Annotated in this window: 15 protein-coding genes; 11 read left to right on the top strand and 4 right to left on the bottom strand. The window is 64.8% G+C overall.

Annotation, left to right across the window (positions count from 1 at the left end):
- The first annotated feature begins 12 nt into the window (after window positions 1-12).
- The 4 genes from ACIPW4_RS11750 to ACIPW4_RS11735 all read left to right on the top strand — a co-directional run bounded on the left by ACIPW4_RS11750 (window position 13) and on the right by ACIPW4_RS11735 (window position 5,385).
- Window positions 13-825 (top strand): NAD-dependent epimerase/dehydratase family protein, encoded by an 813-nt coding sequence (locus ACIPW4_RS11750; protein WP_400657919.1) that lies wholly within the window; start codon window positions 13-15, stop codon window positions 823-825.
- Between the two features lie 141 nt (window positions 826-966).
- Window positions 967-2,163: an NAD(P)/FAD-dependent oxidoreductase gene (locus ACIPW4_RS11745; RefSeq protein ID WP_400657917.1), complete on the top strand. Its 1,197-nt coding sequence runs from the start codon at window positions 967-969 to the stop codon at window positions 2,161-2,163.
- A gap of 25 nt (window positions 2,164-2,188) precedes the next feature.
- Window positions 2,189-3,874 (top strand): thiamine pyrophosphate-binding protein, encoded by a 1,686-nt coding sequence (locus ACIPW4_RS11740; protein WP_400657915.1) that lies wholly within the window; start codon window positions 2,189-2,191, stop codon window positions 3,872-3,874.
- A gap of 62 nt (window positions 3,875-3,936) precedes the next feature.
- Complete coding sequence (locus ACIPW4_RS11735) at window positions 3,937-5,385, top strand: NAD-dependent succinate-semialdehyde dehydrogenase (RefSeq protein WP_400657913.1); 1,449 nt, start codon at window positions 3,937-3,939, stop codon at window positions 5,383-5,385.
- Between the two features lie 154 nt (window positions 5,386-5,539).
- Here ACIPW4_RS11735 and ACIPW4_RS11730 read toward each other — a convergent pair whose 3' ends face one another.
- On the bottom strand, window positions 5,540-6,265 hold the full coding sequence (locus ACIPW4_RS11730) for a FadR/GntR family transcriptional regulator (protein WP_294335390.1): 726 nt from the start codon (window positions 6,263-6,265) through the stop codon (window positions 5,540-5,542).
- A 331-nt stretch (window positions 6,266-6,596) separates the two neighbouring features.
- Between ACIPW4_RS11730 and ACIPW4_RS11725 the strand changes: the two genes are divergently transcribed.
- The 6 genes from ACIPW4_RS11725 to ACIPW4_RS11700 all read left to right on the top strand — a co-directional run bounded on the left by ACIPW4_RS11725 (window position 6,597) and on the right by ACIPW4_RS11700 (window position 13,153).
- On the top strand, window positions 6,597-7,745 hold the full coding sequence (locus ACIPW4_RS11725) for a branched-chain amino acid ABC transporter substrate-binding protein (protein ID WP_400657910.1): 1,149 nt from the start codon (window positions 6,597-6,599) through the stop codon (window positions 7,743-7,745).
- 129 nt (window positions 7,746-7,874) lie between these two features.
- Window positions 7,875-8,813: a branched-chain amino acid ABC transporter permease gene (locus ACIPW4_RS11720; RefSeq protein WP_400657908.1), complete on the top strand. Its 939-nt coding sequence runs from the start codon at window positions 7,875-7,877 to the stop codon at window positions 8,811-8,813.
- A 10-nt stretch (window positions 8,814-8,823) separates the two neighbouring features.
- Window positions 8,824-10,071, top strand: coding sequence for an ABC transporter ATP-binding protein (locus tag ACIPW4_RS11715; protein ID WP_400657906.1), 1,248 nt, complete (start codon window positions 8,824-8,826; stop codon window positions 10,069-10,071).
- Entirely contained in the window at window positions 10,068-10,841 is a 774-nt protein-coding gene (locus ACIPW4_RS11710; protein ID WP_400657904.1) for an ABC transporter ATP-binding protein, read from the top strand. The genes ACIPW4_RS11715 and ACIPW4_RS11710 overlap by 4 nt, the downstream gene beginning before the upstream one ends.
- Window positions 10,838-11,554, top strand: a complete 717-nt coding sequence (locus ACIPW4_RS11705; protein ID WP_400657902.1) for an ABC transporter ATP-binding protein — start codon at window positions 10,838-10,840, stop codon at window positions 11,552-11,554. The genes ACIPW4_RS11710 and ACIPW4_RS11705 overlap by 4 nt, the downstream gene beginning before the upstream one ends.
- A 195-nt stretch (window positions 11,555-11,749) precedes the next feature.
- A complete protein-coding gene (locus tag ACIPW4_RS11700) occupies window positions 11,750-13,153 on the top strand; it encodes an amino acid permease (protein ID WP_400657899.1) in 1,404 nt (467 codons plus the stop codon).
- On the opposite strand, the gene ACIPW4_RS11695 is transcribed toward ACIPW4_RS11700, so the two are convergent.
- The 3 genes from ACIPW4_RS11695 to ACIPW4_RS11685 form a co-directional block, all read right to left on the bottom strand.
- On the bottom strand, window positions 13,109-13,444 hold the full coding sequence (locus tag ACIPW4_RS11695) for a DUF202 domain-containing protein (protein WP_400657897.1): 336 nt from the start codon (window positions 13,442-13,444) through the stop codon (window positions 13,109-13,111). The two genes, ACIPW4_RS11700 and ACIPW4_RS11695, sit on opposite strands and share 45 nt — an antisense overlap.
- Complete coding sequence (locus tag ACIPW4_RS11690; RefSeq protein ID WP_159411041.1) at window positions 13,437-13,823, bottom strand: YidH family protein; 387 nt, start codon at window positions 13,821-13,823, stop codon at window positions 13,437-13,439. Before ACIPW4_RS11690 ends, ACIPW4_RS11695 begins: the two co-directional genes overlap by 8 nt.
- A 105-nt stretch (window positions 13,824-13,928) precedes the next feature.
- Entirely contained in the window at window positions 13,929-15,641 is a 1,713-nt protein-coding gene (locus ACIPW4_RS11685) for an FAD-dependent oxidoreductase (RefSeq protein WP_400657894.1), read from the bottom strand.
- 185 nt (window positions 15,642-15,826) lie between these two features.
- Between ACIPW4_RS11685 and ACIPW4_RS11680 the strand changes: the two genes are divergently transcribed.
- Window positions 15,827-16,603: an IclR family transcriptional regulator gene (locus ACIPW4_RS11680; RefSeq protein ID WP_400657893.1), complete on the top strand. Its 777-nt coding sequence runs from the start codon at window positions 15,827-15,829 to the stop codon at window positions 16,601-16,603.
- Window positions 16,604-16,724: the final 121 nt, after the last annotated feature.

The following is a 16,724-nucleotide window of genomic DNA, read 5'->3' as shown; positions in this document are numbered from 1 at the left end:
CCGAGGTAAACCATGAGCAAGCCATTCAAACGTCTGTTGATCACCGGTGCCGCCGGGCGCCTGGGCAGCGTGCTGCGCAAGCACCTGGCGCAGTTCGCCGACGAGTTGCGCCTGACCGACATTGCCGACCTGGGCCATGCCGCGCCGAACGAAGAGCTGATCCGTTGCGACCTGGGCAACTTCGATGACGTGCTGCCACTGACCGAGGGCGTCGACGCGATCGTGCATGCCGGTGGCGTGCCGGTCGAAGATACTTTCCAGAAGATCCTCAACGGCAACATCGTCGGCACCTACAACATCTACGAGGCCGCCCGGCGCAATGGCGTCGGGCGCGTGGTGTACACCAGCTCGAACCACGCCATCGGCTTCTACGACCGCACCGAAACCATCGATGCCACCGCTGCTCATCGGCCTGATAGCCTGTACGGCGTGAGCAAGTGCTTCGCCGAGGACCTGGGCCGCTATTACTGGGACAAGTTCGCCATCGAGTCGGTGAACCTGCGCATCGGTTCGTCGTTCCCCGAGCCACTGGACCGGCGCATGCTCGCCACCTGGCTGTCGTTCGACGACTTCGCCCAGCTCACCGAGCGTGCGCTGCTGGCGCCGCGAGTCGGCCACATGATCGTGTACGGCATGTCCGATAACCGCGAAAGCCTTTGGGACAACCGCCTGGCCTCGTCGATTGGCTACGTGCCGAAAGACAGCGCCGACGACTACCGCGAGAAGGTCCTCGCCGAGCACCCGCCACTCAAGCCCGACGAACCGGCTGCGCGCTACCACGGCGGCAACTTCGCCGGTGCCGGCCATTTCGAAGACTCCAAATAACCAGAGGACACAGCATTTCTTCTGTGGGAGCGGGCGTGCCCGAGAACACCGGCAAAGCCGGTGCCAAGCACTGCGTTGCCTGCTTCGCGGGCACGCCCGCTCCCACAGGGTTCCCCGGCTACTTTCTAGAGAGCTACTTACATGGCTTCCACCGCTAAACAACAGAACTACGATGTGGTGATCGTCGGCGGCGCGGTCAACGGCAGCGCCACCGCCTACTTCCTGGCCAACAACCCGGACTTCAAGGGCTCGGTGCTGGTCATCGAGCGCGACTGGACCTACAACAAGTCAGCCACCGCACTGTCGAGCAGCTCGATTCGCCAGCAGTTTTCCAACCCGATCAACATCGAGATCTCGAAATTCGGCGCCGAATTCGTGCGCAATTTTCCGGACGTGATGGAGGTGGACGGCGACCGTCCGGACCTGGCCTTCCACGAGAACGGCTACCTGTTCCTCGGCGATGACAAGGGCTTTGAGGTGCTGCGCCGGCTGCACGATACCCAGGTGTCCCACGGCGCCGACGTGCATTTGCTCGACCCCGAGCAACTGCAGCGCAAGTTCCCTTGGGTCAACATCGACAGCTTGGCCGGTGCCAGCTATGGCCAAAGCGGCGAAGGCTGGTTCGACAGCCTGGGCATGCTCAATGGCTTGCGCCGCAAGGCGCGCGCGATGGGCACCGAATACATCGAGAACCAGGTGGTCGGCATTCAACGTGAAGGCGATCGCATCACTGGCGTGCAGCTGGCCAGTGGCGAACGCATCGGCTGCGGCCTGCTGGTCAATTGCGCCGGTACCCGCGGTACCCAGGTGGCGCGCATGGCGGGCCTGGACATCCCGGTCGAGCCACGTCGCCGCTCGCTGTTCGTGTTCGACTGCCGCACGCCGCTGGAAGGCACGGTGCCGCTGACCATCGACCCGACCGGGGTGTTCTTCCGCCCGGAGGGCAAGTTCTACCTGGGTGGCACTTACCCGAAAAACGACCCGGAAGTGGACTTCGAGGACTTCGAGGTGCTGCACGACGAGTTCGACGAAGAAGTCTGGCCGATCCTCGCCGAGCGGGTGCCGGCATTCGAGGGCATCAAGGTCGTCAACTACTGGGCCGGCCATTACGACTTCTGCGTGCTCGACCACAATGCCATCGTCGGGCCGCACAACGAAGTGAGCAACTTCCTGTTCTGCAACGGCTTCAGCGGCCACGGCCTGCAGCAGGCGCCGGCCATCGGCCGCGGCCTGTCCGAGCTGATCACTTACGGTGGCTACCGCTCGCTGGACCTGGGCGCGCTGAGCTACCAGCGGGTTATCGACAACAAGCCGTTCCTGGAAGATTCGGTCATCTGAGCGCACTGCCTGAGGGAGAACAACAATGAGCAACTCCGAAGTGAAACGCAGTGGCGGCCAGGTGCTGGTCGACGCGCTGCGTGTGAATGGCGTCGAGCGTGCGTTCTGCGTGCCCGGTGAAAGTTACCTGGCGGTACTCGACGCGCTGCATGACGTGCAGGACGAGATCGACCTGATCGTCTGCCGCCAGGAGGGCGGGGCGGCCTACATGGCCGAGGCCTACGGCAAGCTGACCGGCAAGCCGGGCATCTGCTTCGTCACCCGTGGCCCCGGCGCGACCAACGCCTCGGTGGGCGTGCACACCGCCTTCCAGGACTCCACGCCGATGCTGCTGTTCATCGGCCAAGTCGCCCGCGACCAGATCGAGCGCGAAGCCTTCCAGGAAGTGGACTACCGGCGCATGTTCGGCCAGATGGCCAAGTGGGTGGTGCAGATCGACGACGCCGCGCGCATTCCCGAACTGGTCAATCAGGCTTTCCAGCGTGCCATCAGCGGCCGCCCAGGGCCGGTGGTCATCGCCTTGCCGGAAGACATGCTGACCGATCTGGTACAGGTGGCGGATGCCCGCCCGGCCAAGCGCGTCGAGGCAGCGCCGGCACCTGAAGCCCTGGGTGAGCTGCAGCAGTTGCTGGCAAAGGCCGAGCGCCCGCTGGTGGTTGCCGGTGGTGGCGGCTGGACCGCAGAGGCGGTAACCGACCTCAAGACGTTCGTGCACACCCAGAATCTGCCGCTGGCGGCGTCGTTCCGCTGCCAGGATCTGTTCGACAACACCGACCCGCATTACGCCGGGGACCTGGGCCTTGCGGCTGGCCCGGTGCTGGTGGAGGCGGTCAGGCAGTCCGACCTGCTGATCGTGATCGGTGCGCGCCTCGGCGAGATGACCACCGGCGGTTATGCCCTGGTCGACATCCCCACGCCTAAACAGGCCCTGGTGCATGTGCATGCCAGCGCCGAGGAAATCGGCCGGGTCTACCAGCCGGCCCTGGGCATCAATGCCGGCCCGGGCAGCTTTCTGCGCCAGGCTAATGTCCTCGGCCCGGTACGCCCGCAGGCGTTCGAAGGCTGGACCGCCAAGCTCAACACGGGCTACCGCGGCAACTTCGAAACCCCACGTTCGCCGGGCGCCGTGCAGATGAGCGAAGTGATCGCCTGGCTGAACACGACCCTGCCATCCGACAGCATCCTCACTTGCGGCGCCGGCAACTACACCGGTTGGGTGCATCGTGGTTACCAGCACCAGGTATTCCGCACGCTGCTGGGCCCAACCAACGGCTCGATGGGCTATGGCGTGCCTGCGGCGGTGGCGGCCAAGCTGACCTACCCGCAGCGCACGGTGGTGGCCTTTGCCGGTGACGGCTGCTTCCTGATGAATGGCCAGGAACTGGCCACGGCGGTGCACTACGACGCCCGGTTGATCACCATTGTGGTCAACAACGGTATGTACGGCACCATCCGCATGCATCAGGAGCGCAGCTACCCAGGCCGCGTCTCGGGCACCGAGCTGCACAACCCGGACTTCGCCGCCCTGGCCCGTGCTTATGGGCTGCATGCTGAAACCGTGACCCGTACCGAAGACTTCGCAGGTGCCTTCGAGCGTTGCCAGGCCTCGGGCAAGCCCGCGCTGATCGAGATCCAGGTCGACCCCGAAGCCCTGACCCCGCGCATGACCCTCAGCCAGATCCGCGACAAGGCCCTGCAGGCCAAACGCTGATTCGCCTCAGGTGGGGCGCGGTACGGCCCCACCTTTTTTCCCTTTGCAACGAGCCCATCGACATGAACCTTGCCGATCACGATCTGCTGCGTGAAGTTTGCTACCTCGACGGAAAATGGCTGGCGGCCGACAGCGGCCAGCGCATTGCCGTGACCAACCCCGCCACCGGTGCCGTGCTCGGCCATGTGCCGCGTATGGGGGCGGAAGAAACCCGGCGCGCCATCGCCGCTGCCGAGCGTGCCTTGCCGGCATGGCGCGCGCTCACGGCCAAGGAGCGCGCGGCGCGGCTGCAGGCCTGGTTCCGCGAAATCCTCGCCCACCAGGAGGACCTGGCGCGCATCATGACCGCCGAACAGGGCAAGCCGCTGGCTGAGTCCCGTGGCGAAATTGCCTTTGCTGCGGCCTATGTGGAGTTCTATGCCGAGGAGGGCAAGCGCCTCTATGGTGATGTCATTCCTTCGCCCAGTGCCGACCGCCGTTTGCTCGTCACCAAGGAGCCCATCGGCGTATGCGCGGCGATCACGCCGTGGAACTTCCCGGCGGCGATGATCACCCGCAAGGCCGCACCGGCGCTGGCGGCTGGCTGCACGCTGGTGCTCAAGCCCGCCTCGCAGACGCCCTTCAGTGCGCTGGCGCTGTGCGTGCTGGCCGAGCGTGCGGGCATCCCTGCCGGTGTGCTGAGCGTGGTCACGGGCGATTCTGCGGCCATTGGTGGCGAGCTGACGGCCAACCCGACCGTGCGCAAGCTGTCCTTCACTGGCTCTACGCCAATTGGCATCCAGTTGCTGCAGCAGTCGGCGGCGACGGTGAAGAAGGTGACCCTGGAGCTGGGCGGTAATGCGCCCTTCATCGTGTTCGATGACGCCGACCTGGAGAAAGCGGTGGATGGCGCGCTGATCGCCAAGTTCCGCAACAGCGGGCAGACCTGCGTGTGCGCCAACCGCTTCTATATCCAGGAGGGCATCTACGAGCGCTTCGTTGCGCGCTTTGCCGAGCGGGTGCGCGAGCTGGTGGTGGGGCAGGGTGATGCGCCGGGTACCCAGGTCGGGCCGATGATTGATGGGCGTGCCGCCAGCGGCGTCGAGCGCCTGGTTGGCGAGGCAGTGGAAGCGGGCGCACGGGTGGTGGCAGGTGGGCGCCGCCATGCGTTGGGCGAGGCATTTTTCGAGCCGACCTTGCTGGCGGATGTGACCCCGGACATGCGTGTGGCGCGTGAGGAAATTTTCGGGCCGGTGGCGCCGATCTTCCGCTTCAGCAGTGAAGAGGAGGTGATTGCCCAGGCCAATGACACCGAGTTCGGCCTGGCCTGCTATCTGTATGCGCGCGATGTCGGGCGCATCTGGCGGGTGTCCGAGGCCCTGGAATACGGCATGGTCGGGATCAATGTCGGGGTAGTGGCCACCGAAGTGGCGCCGTTTGGCGGGGTGAAGGCTTCGGGGTTGGGGCGGGAAGGGTCGCGGTACGGGATCGAGGATTATCTGGAGATCAAATACGTGTGCCTGGGGCTCTGAGGCCGGGCTTGCTTACTTGTAGGAGCGGCCTTGTGTCGCGAAAGGGCCGCACAGCGGCCCCGGGGTTTCAGCAGCGCCGCTGAAATTGCCGGGGCTGCTTCGCAGCCCTTTCGCGACGCAAGGCCGCTCCTACAGGACCGGTGCAGGGATCACTTCAGGCCTTGCTGTCGAGCAACCGCTGGTACCGCGACAGGCTCTCTTCCAGATGCTTGCGCAGCGCCGTGCGCGCACTGCCCACATCGCCCATGCTGATCGCCGACAGGATCGCCCCGTGTTCACGGCCGATCTTCTTGATGTGCGCCTGGCGGTTCTTGCCGGTCACCTGCCCGTGCTTGAGGTTCAGGTCGAGGATGATGTCCGGCCCCAGCGCTTCGAGCAGCTGGGTGAAGTGCGGGTTGTTGGTGGCGCGGGCGATCGCCAGGTGGAACTCGAAGTCGGCGCGGGCTTCTTCTTCCTGGCTGGCACCGTCGAGCGAATTGAAGCGGTCGAACGCCTCGGTGATCGCCGCCATGCTGGCCGGGCTGCGGCGCTCTGCAGCGCGGGCCACCGACTCGGTCTCGATCCCCAGGCGCAATTCAAGGATCTGCGCTGCGGCACGCACGTCGTCGACCACGCTGTCGATGGCAAAGCCGATGCGCTTGACGTCCTGCTCGACCACGAACACGCCCACGCCCTGGCGGGCGATCAGGCGCCCGCCCAGGCGCAGCGAAGCCACCGCCTCACGGATCACCGGGCGGCTGACATTGAACTCCTTGCACAGCTCCTGCTCGGACGGCAGCTTGTCGCCCGGGCCATAGGTGCCGTTGTCGATCCGGCCGGACAGCTCCTGGATCACGGTTTCCGCCAGATTGGCGCGGCGCGTGCCTAACGACGCATTCATAGACGTGTTGCTCCTGAAACGGGTTGGCTCATCACGGTTGTTCTCCGGCAGGTGGCGCGAAGCCCGAAAGCCCTCGCGGTGGGATCCGTAGCCAACCAGCGGTGATGTTGTCGGCATATGTTATCAAACATCTTACCAGCTGGCAGGGCAGCGCTTTTTATGCCGACCGTTTCGCTGGTCGGCGGCCCAGTTATTTACCGACTCCCGTAGCATACACCCATTGACAGTTGCCTGCTGACTGTTATCTTACAAGTGCGACGGCATCCGTGCCAATTCGCAGGCGGTAAGCACAGTGTTTCGAGGTTCGTCCAACTACGACTGGGAGCTGAGCATGAATAACAACAACGGCGGGCGTACAGCCCTCGCCACCGCGGTAACCTTGCTGATGGCCATGGGGACGGCAAACGCAGCAGACAGTGAAGTGGTCAGGATCGGCTTTGCAGGCCCCCTGACCGGGCCATCGGCGCACCAGGGACAGGACGTCGAGCATGGCATTCAGATTGCCGTGGAGGAGGCCAACCAGCAGCAGCTGAAGATTGGCGACAAGGTGGCGCAATTCAAGCTGGTCTCCGAAGACGACGTCGCCGACCCGCGCACCGGCACCGCCGTTGCGCAACGCCTGGTGGACTCGAAAGTGGCCGTGGTGATCGGCCACTACAACTCCGGTACCAGCATCCCCGCCTCGAAGATCTATGCCGCAGCCGGCATCCCGCAGATCTCGCCCTCGGCCACCAACCCCACTCTGACCCAGCAGGGCATCCCGTCGGTATTCCGCACCGTCAACGACGATGCCACCCTTGGCCGCTACGCCGGCAACTACCTGGTCAACCAGCTCAAGGCCCAGCGCATCGCCATCTTCGACGACCGCACCGCCTATGGCCAGGGCCTGGCCGATGAGGTGACCCGGGCGGTCAAGGCGGCGGGCGGCAACGTGGTCGTGCGCGAGTACACCAACGACAAGTCCACCGACTTCAACGCCATCCTCACCACGGCCAAGGCGCAGAAGGCCGATGCGGTATTCTTTGCCGCCCTCGACTACCAGGCCGCGCCCATGGCCAAGCAGATGAAGAACCTGGGCCTGAAGGCGCGCTTCATGAACATTGGCAACCTGCCCAACGACTCGTTCAAGCAAATGGCCGGCAGCGCTGCCGAAGGTACCTACGCGTGGAACTACGGCACGCCGTTGCTGGATATGCCCAAGGGCGCAGCCTTCGAGCAGAAGCTCAAGGACAAGTTCGGGGTAGGCGTGGTGCAGTCTTCGCCGGCCGCCTATGACGCCACCTGGGCTGCAATCAACGCGATGGTGAAGGCCGGCTCCGATGACCCCAAGGTCTACCTGCCGGTGCTCAAGCAGCAGAGCTATGACGGCGTCACCGGCACCATCGCCTTCGATGACAAGGGCAACCTGAAAAACCCTGCCGCCACCGTGTTCCAGTTCGCCGATGGCGGCTGGAAGACCCTGTCGGTCGAGCGCGACTGAGCGCCACCCCATAACAAGCAGGCGCAGCCTGCACCATAACAACAAGACTTTTCCCACCTGCCAGGCCTGTCGGTGCATGGCGCTGAGCCACCGTGCACCGACGACAACGCAGTTTCGAGGATTCAGCGCGTGGACGGTACTTTCGATATCTTGTTGCAACAGGTCCTCAACGGCCTGGTGCTGGGCAGTATCTATGCCCTGGTAGCCCTGGGCTACACCATGGTCTACGGCATCATCGGCCTGATCAACTTCGCCCATGGCGAGGTAGTGATGGTCGGCGCCATGGTCACCATTTCGGTACTCACGATGCTGGCCGGTGCCGGCTTCGCGCCGGGTATTCTGACCTTGCTGCTGGCGATCATGGCGGCGGCGGTGGTCTGCATGCTGCTGGCCCAGGGCATGGAGAAATATGCCTATCGGCCGCTGCGCAAGGCACCGCGGCTGACCCCGCTGATCCTTGCCATCGGCATCTCCATCGCCCTGCAGAACCTGGCGATGATGATCTGGGGGCGCGGCTACAAGACGTTCCCCGAAGTGGTCGAGGTGCAGCCGGTCGAGGTGTTCGGCGCCACCCTGACCAATGTGCAGGTGTCGATCATGCTGATCGCCGTGGTGATCATGTTCGGCCTCTGGCTGCTGGTCGACAAGACCCGCCTGGGCAAGGCCATGCGCGCTACCGCACAGAACCAGGAAGTGGCCGGGCTGATGGGCATCAACATCAACCGGGTGATCTCGGCGACCTTCCTCATCGGCGCCAGCCTGGGGGCAATTGCCGGGGTGATGCGTGCCATCAACTACGGTCAGGCCGACGCCTACATGGGCCTGCTGCTGGGGTTGAAGGCGTTCTCGGCAGCGGTGCTGGGCGGTATCGGCAACCTGTTCGGCGCCATGGCCGGTGGCCTGCTGCTGGGGTTGATCGAGTCGCTGGCGGCCGGTTACACCGGTCAGCTCACGGGCGGCTTTCTCGGTGCCAACTACCAGGACATCTTCGCATTTGCCGTGTTGATCCTGGTGCTCCTGTTCCGGCCTAACGGCTTGCTTGGCGAACGCCAGGCCGACCGGGCGTGAGGAGGCAGCCATGAAAAACCTCAAGAGCCAGTACCTGCTGTTGATCCTGGGCTTCATCGCCTTGCCGTTCCTGGTCGATGCCATCCCGATGCTTGGCCCGACCTGGGTGCGTATCCTCGGTTTCGCCATGCTCTACGTGCTGCTGGCGCTGGGCCTGAATATCGTCATCGGTTACGCCGGCCTGCTCGATATGGGTTATATCGGCTTCTACGCCATCGGCGCCTACCTGTACGCCTTGCTGGCCTCGCCACACCTGAACCTGGCGGGCCTGGCCAGCGGCGTGATGGACTGGCCGTTGTGGGTGATCATCCCGGTGGCAGCGGTGGCTGCCGCGATCTGCGGGGTGCTGATCGGTGCGCCGGTGCTCAAGCTGCGCGGCGATTACCTGGCCATCGTCACCCTCGGTTTCGGCGAGATCATCCGCATCTTCATGAACAACCTCGACCAACCGCTGAACCTCACCAATGGCCCCCAGGGCATCAGCAACATCGCCCCGTTGCACGTGGATGGCGGGCCCTGGATGCATGCGGCAGGCGAGGGCGCTGCGCCGCTGCTTTCGCTGCAGCAGGGCTGGAACCTGTTCGGCCTGCAGGTCTCGCCGGTGATCAACTACTACCTGTTCTTCCTGGCCATCGTCATCTTCTGCATCGTGCTGTCCAAGCGCCTGGAAGTGTCGCGCATCGGCCGCGCCTGGATGGCCTTGCGCGAAGACGAAGTGGCGGCCGAAGCCATGGGCCTGAACAAGCGCAATCTGAAATTGCTGGCCTTCGCCATGGGGGCCACTTTCGGCGGTGTCTCGGGTGTGCTGTTTTCCAGCTATCAGGGGTTCGTCAGCCCCGAGTCGTTCACCCTGATGGAATCGATCATGGTGCTGGCCATGGTGGTACTCGGTGGCATGGGCTCGATCCGTGGCGTGGTGCTGGGGGCGCTGATCCTGTCGGTGATGCCCGAGCTGTTCCGCGACCTGGTCAACTGGGTGCAGCCGTGGGTGATGGACAACGTCAGCTTCGTCAGCCGCGACATCCTGCGCAACGTGCTGGATGCCTCGACCCTGCGCATGCTGGTGTTCGGCCTGGCACTCATCCTGGTGATGCGTTTTCGCCCCGAGGGCCTGTGGCCGTCCGACCGCCGCCGTGCCGAGCTGCACGATGCCGACCCGGAGGTCGAACCGCTGCCGGCGGCACTCAGTACCGCCGTGCAGGCCCCGGCCAGCGAAGCCTCCTTCGAACACCCGATCAAACAGGCGGACAAGGCATGAGCGAAATCCTTCTCGAGCTGCACCAGGTCAGCAAGTTCTTCGGTGGCCTGCAGGCTCTGCACAACATCGACCTGAGTATTCGCCGTGGTGAGATCCGCGGCCTGCTGGGCCCCAACGGCGCCGGCAAGACCACCCTGTTCAACGTGCTCACCGGGTTGTACCGGGCCGAGCAGGGGCGGGTGATGTTCGATGGCCAGCCACTGCGCATCAGCAAGCCGCACAAGGTGGTGGAGGCCGGTATTTCCCGTACCTTCCAGAACATCCGCCTGTTCCACAACATGACCGCACTGGAGAACGTGATGATCGGCCGCCATGTGCGCACGCGCAGTGGCGTGTTCGGCGCCATCCTGCGGACCCCGGCCTGCGTGCGCGAGGAGCGCGAGATCCGCCAGGCAGCGCGCTACTGGCTGAACTATGTCGGTATCGCCCACCTCGCGGGTGAGCTGGCGAAGAACCTCTCGTACGGCGACCAGCGTCGCCTGGAAATCGCCCGCGCGCTGGCCACCGAACCCAAGCTGATCGCCCTCGACGAGCCGGCCGCCGGCATGAACGCGGCGGAAACAGAAGGCCTGCGCCAGCTGATGTGCAAGATGCAGGCGGACGGCAAGACGGTGCTGCTGATCGAGCACGATGTGAAGCTGGTGATGGGCCTGTGCGATCACATCACCGTGCTGGAGTTCGGCCGCAAGATCGCCGACGGCCTGCCGGCCGATGTACGCAAGGACCCACGGGTGATCGAGGCTTATCTCGGCGCGGAGGCAGTGGCATGAGAAGCATCCTGGAAGTGAATGACCTCAAGGTGTCCTACGGTGCCATCCAGGCGATCAAGGGCATCGACCTGAAAGTGGGCGAAGGTGAAATGGTTGCGCTGATCGGCGCCAACGGCGCGGGCAAGACCACCACCCTCAAGACCCTGGCCGGGCTGCTCAAGCCCAGCGCCGGGCAGATCACCTTCGATGGCAAGTCGCACGCGGCGATCAAGGGCCACGACCTGATTCGCGAAGGCCTGGCCCTGGTGCCGGAAGGGCGGGGCATATTCCCCAAGCTGACGGTGCACGAGAACCTCGAGATGGGGGCGTTTTCCCGGCGTGATGGCAAGGAGGCGATCAGTGCCGACATCGAGCGCATGTATGGCATCTTCCCGCGCCTCAAGGAGCGCGCCTTTCAGTTGGCCGGGACGATGTCCGGCGGCGAGCAGCAGATGCTGGCGATTTCCCGGGCGCTGATGGGGCGGCCGAAGTTGCTGCTGCTCGACGAGCCGTCGATGGGGCTGGCGCCGATCATCGTGCAGAAGATCTTCGAGACCATCGTCGAGGTGGTCAAGGGCGGGGTGACGTTGCTGCTGGTGGAGCAGAACGCGCGCCTGGCCTTGCAGACCTGCGACCGCGCCTATGTGATCGATGGCGGGCAGATCAGCCTGGAAGGCTGTGCGAAAACCCTGCTGCACGATGATCAGGTGAAGAAGGCCTACCTCGGCGATTGACCCATGCCCCGGTGTCTGGCCGGGGGCTCTGACAAGAAAAGACAAGAAGACTTGCACATACTGCACTGGCCTCTTCGCGGGCACCCCCGCTCCCACAAGGGCCCCCTTGAACCGGGGCTGTGGTTATCCTGTGGGAGCGGGCGTGCCCGCGAAGAGGCCGGTGAGTCTGAACCAAGTCTCTCGAAGGCTCACAAGATGTCGCTGCAACCAAACAAGAATGCTGCACTGCAACACGGCCTGACCTCGCGCCAGGTCTCGATGATTTCCATCGCCGGCATCATCGGTGCCGGGCTGTTCATCGGCTCGTCCAAGGCCATCGCCTCGGCCGGCCCGGCGATCCTCATCTCCTACGCCATGACCGGCCTGCTGGTATTGCTGGTCATGCGCATGCTCGGCGAAATGGCCGTGGCCAACCCCAACAGCGGTTCGTTCTCCACTTACGCCGCCGAGGCCATCGGGCCGTGGGCGGGCTTTACCATCGGCTGGCTTTACTGGTGGTTCTGGGTGCTGATCATTCCGGTCGAGGCCATCGCCGGGGCGCAGATCCTGCATGCCTGGTTCCCTGCCGTGCCGTCCTGGGCATTCGCCTTCGTGATCATGGCGGTGCTCGCGGCCAGCAACCTGATCAGCGTGAAGCATTTCGGTGAATTCGAATTCTGGTTCGCCCTGGTCAAGGTGATCGCCATACTGGCGTTCATCGTCGTCGGTGGCATGGCGGTGTTTGGCGTCTGGCCGCGGGCCGACGTCTCGGGGGTGGCCCAGCTGTGGGCCAATGGCGGCTTCGTGCCCAACGGCTGGGGCACCGTGCTGGGTGGCGTGCTGATCACCATCTTCTCGTTCTTTGGCGCCGAGATCGTCACCATTGCCGCCGACGAAACCGCCAACCCCCAGGCGAAGATCCGCCGCGCCACCAACCTGGTGGTGTACCGCATCGCCATCTTCTACCTGGCGTCGATCTTCCTGGTGGTGGCGCTGGTGCCGTGGAACGACCCCCGATTGCTGGCGGCCGGCTCGTTCCAGCGGGTGCTCGAAGTACTGGATGTACCGGGCGCCAAACTTGTGGTCGACATCGTGGTGCTGGTGGCCGTCACCAGTTGCATGAACTCGGGCCTGTATACAGCGTCGCGCATGCTGCATTCGCTGGGTGCGCGCGGCGAAGCACTGGCCGTCACCTGCAAGGTCAGCGGCAACGGTGTGCCGGTGGTGGCGGTGCTGACCTCGACCGTGGCGGGGTTTGCCGGTTGCCTGGTCAACTATGTGTTTCCGGGCAAGGTGTTCGACTTTCTGCTGTCCACCACGGGTGCGATCGCCTTGATCGTCTACCTGGTGATCGCCATCTCGCAGCTGCGCTTGCGCGCCCGTGCCGAGCGCGAAGGCAAATGCCTGGAGCTGCGGATGTGGTTGTTCCCCTGGCTGACCTGGCTGGTGATCGGTGTCATCGCCCTGGTGCTGGGCTACATGCTGTTCAGCGATGCCTACCGTTACGAAGTGCTGATGACCGCCGGGGTGACGCTGTTCATCCTGCTGGTGTGCGTGAGCCGCCGCTGGCTGGGCTCAGGCCGCATACAGCACGATGGCCGCCAGCTCGATTGCACATAATACGGTGACACCAAGGGCAAGCAGCAGGTGTTCGGTGACACCGGACACCACGCCCTCGTCATGCAGGCCGCGCACCAAGTAGTGATAACGCCGCCGCAGTCGCAGCCAGGTGGCGCCGGCCAGCAGCAGGCAGAGCGCGGCGGGCAGCGCGGCAAACCAATGGTGGTGAGGCACCCAGCGCAAGTACATGCAGCAGCAGACGACCAGCGCGAGGATGGTACGCCGCCACGCCAGCAAGGTGCGCTCCGGCTGCAGGCCATCGTCGGCGTGGACCGGTTGCGGGTCAGGCATGGAAGAACACTGCATAGGCGAAGAAGGCCATCACCAGCGACACGCCAATCGACAGCGCCGGGGCGATCAGCGGGAACGGCAGCGGGCGCTTCTGGCGCATTGCCCGTTCCACATTGAGCCAGCGGACGAAGGCCGGCAGGCTCAGCAGCAACGCCAGGCTGATCAACGCCAGCGCCAGCAGGCGGCGGGTGCCGGCGCTGAAGATCTCGGCGGTGAACATGTCCACGGCAATGCCGCTGGCCAGCAGTGCCAGCGCGGTCCTGATCCAGGCGAGGAAGGTGCGCTCGTTGGCCAGGGTGAAGCGCGGGTCCGGTTCCTGGCCGTCGGCGAGGAGCTTGCTGGCCAGCCACCCGCGTGACGGTTCGGTGTTCTTGTTCAAGGGCGGTCGTCCTCCTCGGGTAAGGTCGGTTTGGCACTTTTGTAAGGGCTGGCTCAGTTTGAGTGGCAAACCCTGCCCCTGTCCATGGTTCGCCAGCCGCTGGCGCTATTCGTACTCCGTTACGCCGCTGATATGCCGCCCGGCGACATAACCGAAGGTCAGCGCCGGCCCAAGGTTGATGCCGCCAGACGGGTACCAGCCGCCGAACACGCTGGCCATGTCGCTGCCGGCCGCATACAGGCCGCTGATCGGCTGGCCGGCGTCGTTCAGCACGCGGGCCTGGCCGTCGGTGCGCAGGCCGGCGAAGGTGCCGAAGCACCCGGGTTGCACTTTCACCGCATAGAACGGCCCTTGCTCGATGGGCGCCAGGCAAGGGTTCGGCCCCTTGTGCAGCGGGTCGCCCTGTTTGCGGTTGAACGGCGTCGAGCCGCGGCCGAAGGCCGGGTCCTGGCCTGTGCACGCATGCAGGTTGTACTCAGCGACCGTCGTGCTGAGCCCAACGGGGTTGATACCGCAAGCCTTGGCCAGTTGCTCCAGGGTGGCGCCGCGTTTCAGGTAGCCGCTGCGCAGGTGTGGCCTCACAGGCAAGGGCGCAGGGCGCGCGTGGCCGAGGCCGAAGCGGCGCAGGAAGCGGTGGTCGCAGATCAGCCACGAACAGACTTCCTCACCGTGCGGCACTGCATCGACCATGGCCGACACATAGTCGTAATAGCCGTGCGCCTCGTTGACGAAGCGCTTGCCGCTGGCGAGCACGCCGATGATGCCCGGCTTGCCGCGTTCGATGATGTGCGGGAAGTGCCCGACGCTGCCGTCGCGTTGGGGCACTTTGGACACCGGCGCCCAGGCCACCGGCGACTTCAGGTCGGTGGCCACCACGCCGCCTGCCGATTCGCCCAGGCGCAGGCCGTCGCCGGAGCAGGACCGCGGGGGCAGGGCGAGGTTGTCGTAGCCGCTGGCGTCGCGCGGGAACAGCTGCCGGCGCCGAGCGGGGTCATTGGGGAAGCCGCCTGCGGCCAGTACCACGGCCCGGGCGCGGATTGTCCGTTCGCCTTGCGCGGTTGTAACCACAGCCCCCAGTACCTTGCCGTCTTCGATCAGCAGGCCCTTGGCCGCGGTCGACTCGATCATGCGCACGCCCAGGTCCTGCGCCGACTTTGCCAGCCGTGCCACCAGCGCCACACCGTTGACCAGGTGCATGGCCCGGCCATGGCGGGCCAGGTGGTAGAGGTGGCGGGTGAAGCGTTTGCACACGTGCAGCAAGGCGCGCGGCGAGCGGGTCATGTTGAGAAAGGCAGCCAGGTCGGCGCCGGCCATGATCGGCATGCCCATGAACGAAGTCTCGCGCATCGTCTTGCGCAGGCGCGGCAACAGTGCGCCGAGCTGGCGGGCATCGTACGGTGCGGCGATTACCTGATGGCCGCCGAGGGCGGCACCGGGCGTGTCGCCATGCATGTCCGGAATGGCGTTGCCGTCGGCGAACTGCAGCGAGGTGTGCCGCTCGAAAAAGGCAACCATGTGCGGGCAGGCTTCGAGGAAGGCGTCGACACGCTCTGCGTTGAAGTGTGTGCCCAGTTCGTTGCGCAGGTAGGTGCGCGGCTGTTCGATGTCCTCGATGATGCCGGCGCGCCGGGCCAGCGGATTGCGTGGCACCCAGGCCCAGCCACCCGACCAGGCAGTGGCGCCGCCAAGCACCGCGTCCTTTTCTACCAGGACGACCTTCTGCCCATGCCAGGCGGCGGTGACCGCCGCTGCCAGGCCGGCCGCGCCGGAGCCGATGACCAGAACATCGCAGTCGCTTGGGAGGGATTCGGCGGGCATTACGGTGTCTCCTGCATTATTATTGGAACATGATTCCATAATATTCTTTTCAAGCAGTTGGTACTGCAAGGCCGTGAGCCACTTTCTGGTCGATAACCGGACACTTCACAGCTTGCAGGGTGCGCTGGCTGTCCAGGGCTTGGAATCTTCTTCTAGAATTCGGCAATTTTTAAGGGATACGTGTTATGGCCGGTAGTCAGATCGAACGTGCTTTCAGCCTTGTTGAAAGCCTCACCGGCGAGCCTCATGGCTTGCCGCTGCAAACCCTGGCCGAGCGCCTGGACATTCCCAAGAGCGCCGCCCACCGCATGCTCACAGAGCTGGTGCGCCTGGGCTATGTGCGGCAGAACCGCGACAACAGCCGCTATCAGCTGTCCGCCAAGCTGGTGGCGATGGGCTTTCGCTACCTCTCCAGCAGCGGCGCCGACATCATTCAGCCGATTCTCGACCGTCTGGCCCAGGACAGTGGCGAGCTGGTGCGTCTGGGCGTGATCGAAGGCCACCGCCAGACCTGGATCGCCAAGTCCCAGGGCGCGCGTTCCGGGCTACGCTACGACCCGGACATGGGGCGGGATGCGCCATTGTTCTACACCGCCTCCGGGCACGCCTGGCTGGCCAGCCTGAGCGATGACGAAGCGCTGCAGATGGTGCTGCGCCAGGGCATCGCTGACCCGGCACAGTTCGGCCCCAATGCGCCCCGTTCGACCGATGAGCTGCTGACCTACCTGCATCGTGCCCGCGAGCGCGGCTATGCCTGGGTCGAGCAGACGTCGGCCATCGGTACCTCAGCCTTGGCCGCCGTGGTGCGGCGCCCACAGAGTGACGAGGTGATCGGCGTGCTCAGCATTGCCGGGCCCAGCGCTCGCCTGGCGCACACGCGCCTGGCCGAGTTGGCGCCGCTGCTGTTGGCGGCGGCGGAAGAGCTGTCGACGGCCAGCCGGGCCAGTGAATTGTTCGCCTGATGGGCATTTCCGGTCGGTAATCGCACAGTCTTCGGGGTGGGTCGTTCTGGAAAGCTGAACTTGGTTCTACATTGTGCAGTGTCGATTCCGGAACTTGGTTTCACTATCGGCACCACAATAA

It is taken from the genome of Pseudomonas sp. NPDC089996 (assembly GCF_044748405.1).
In the GTDB taxonomy this organism is placed as follows: Bacteria; Pseudomonadota; Gammaproteobacteria; order Pseudomonadales; family Pseudomonadaceae; genus Aquipseudomonas.
This window is presented reverse-complemented; position numbering and strand designations above follow the sequence as displayed.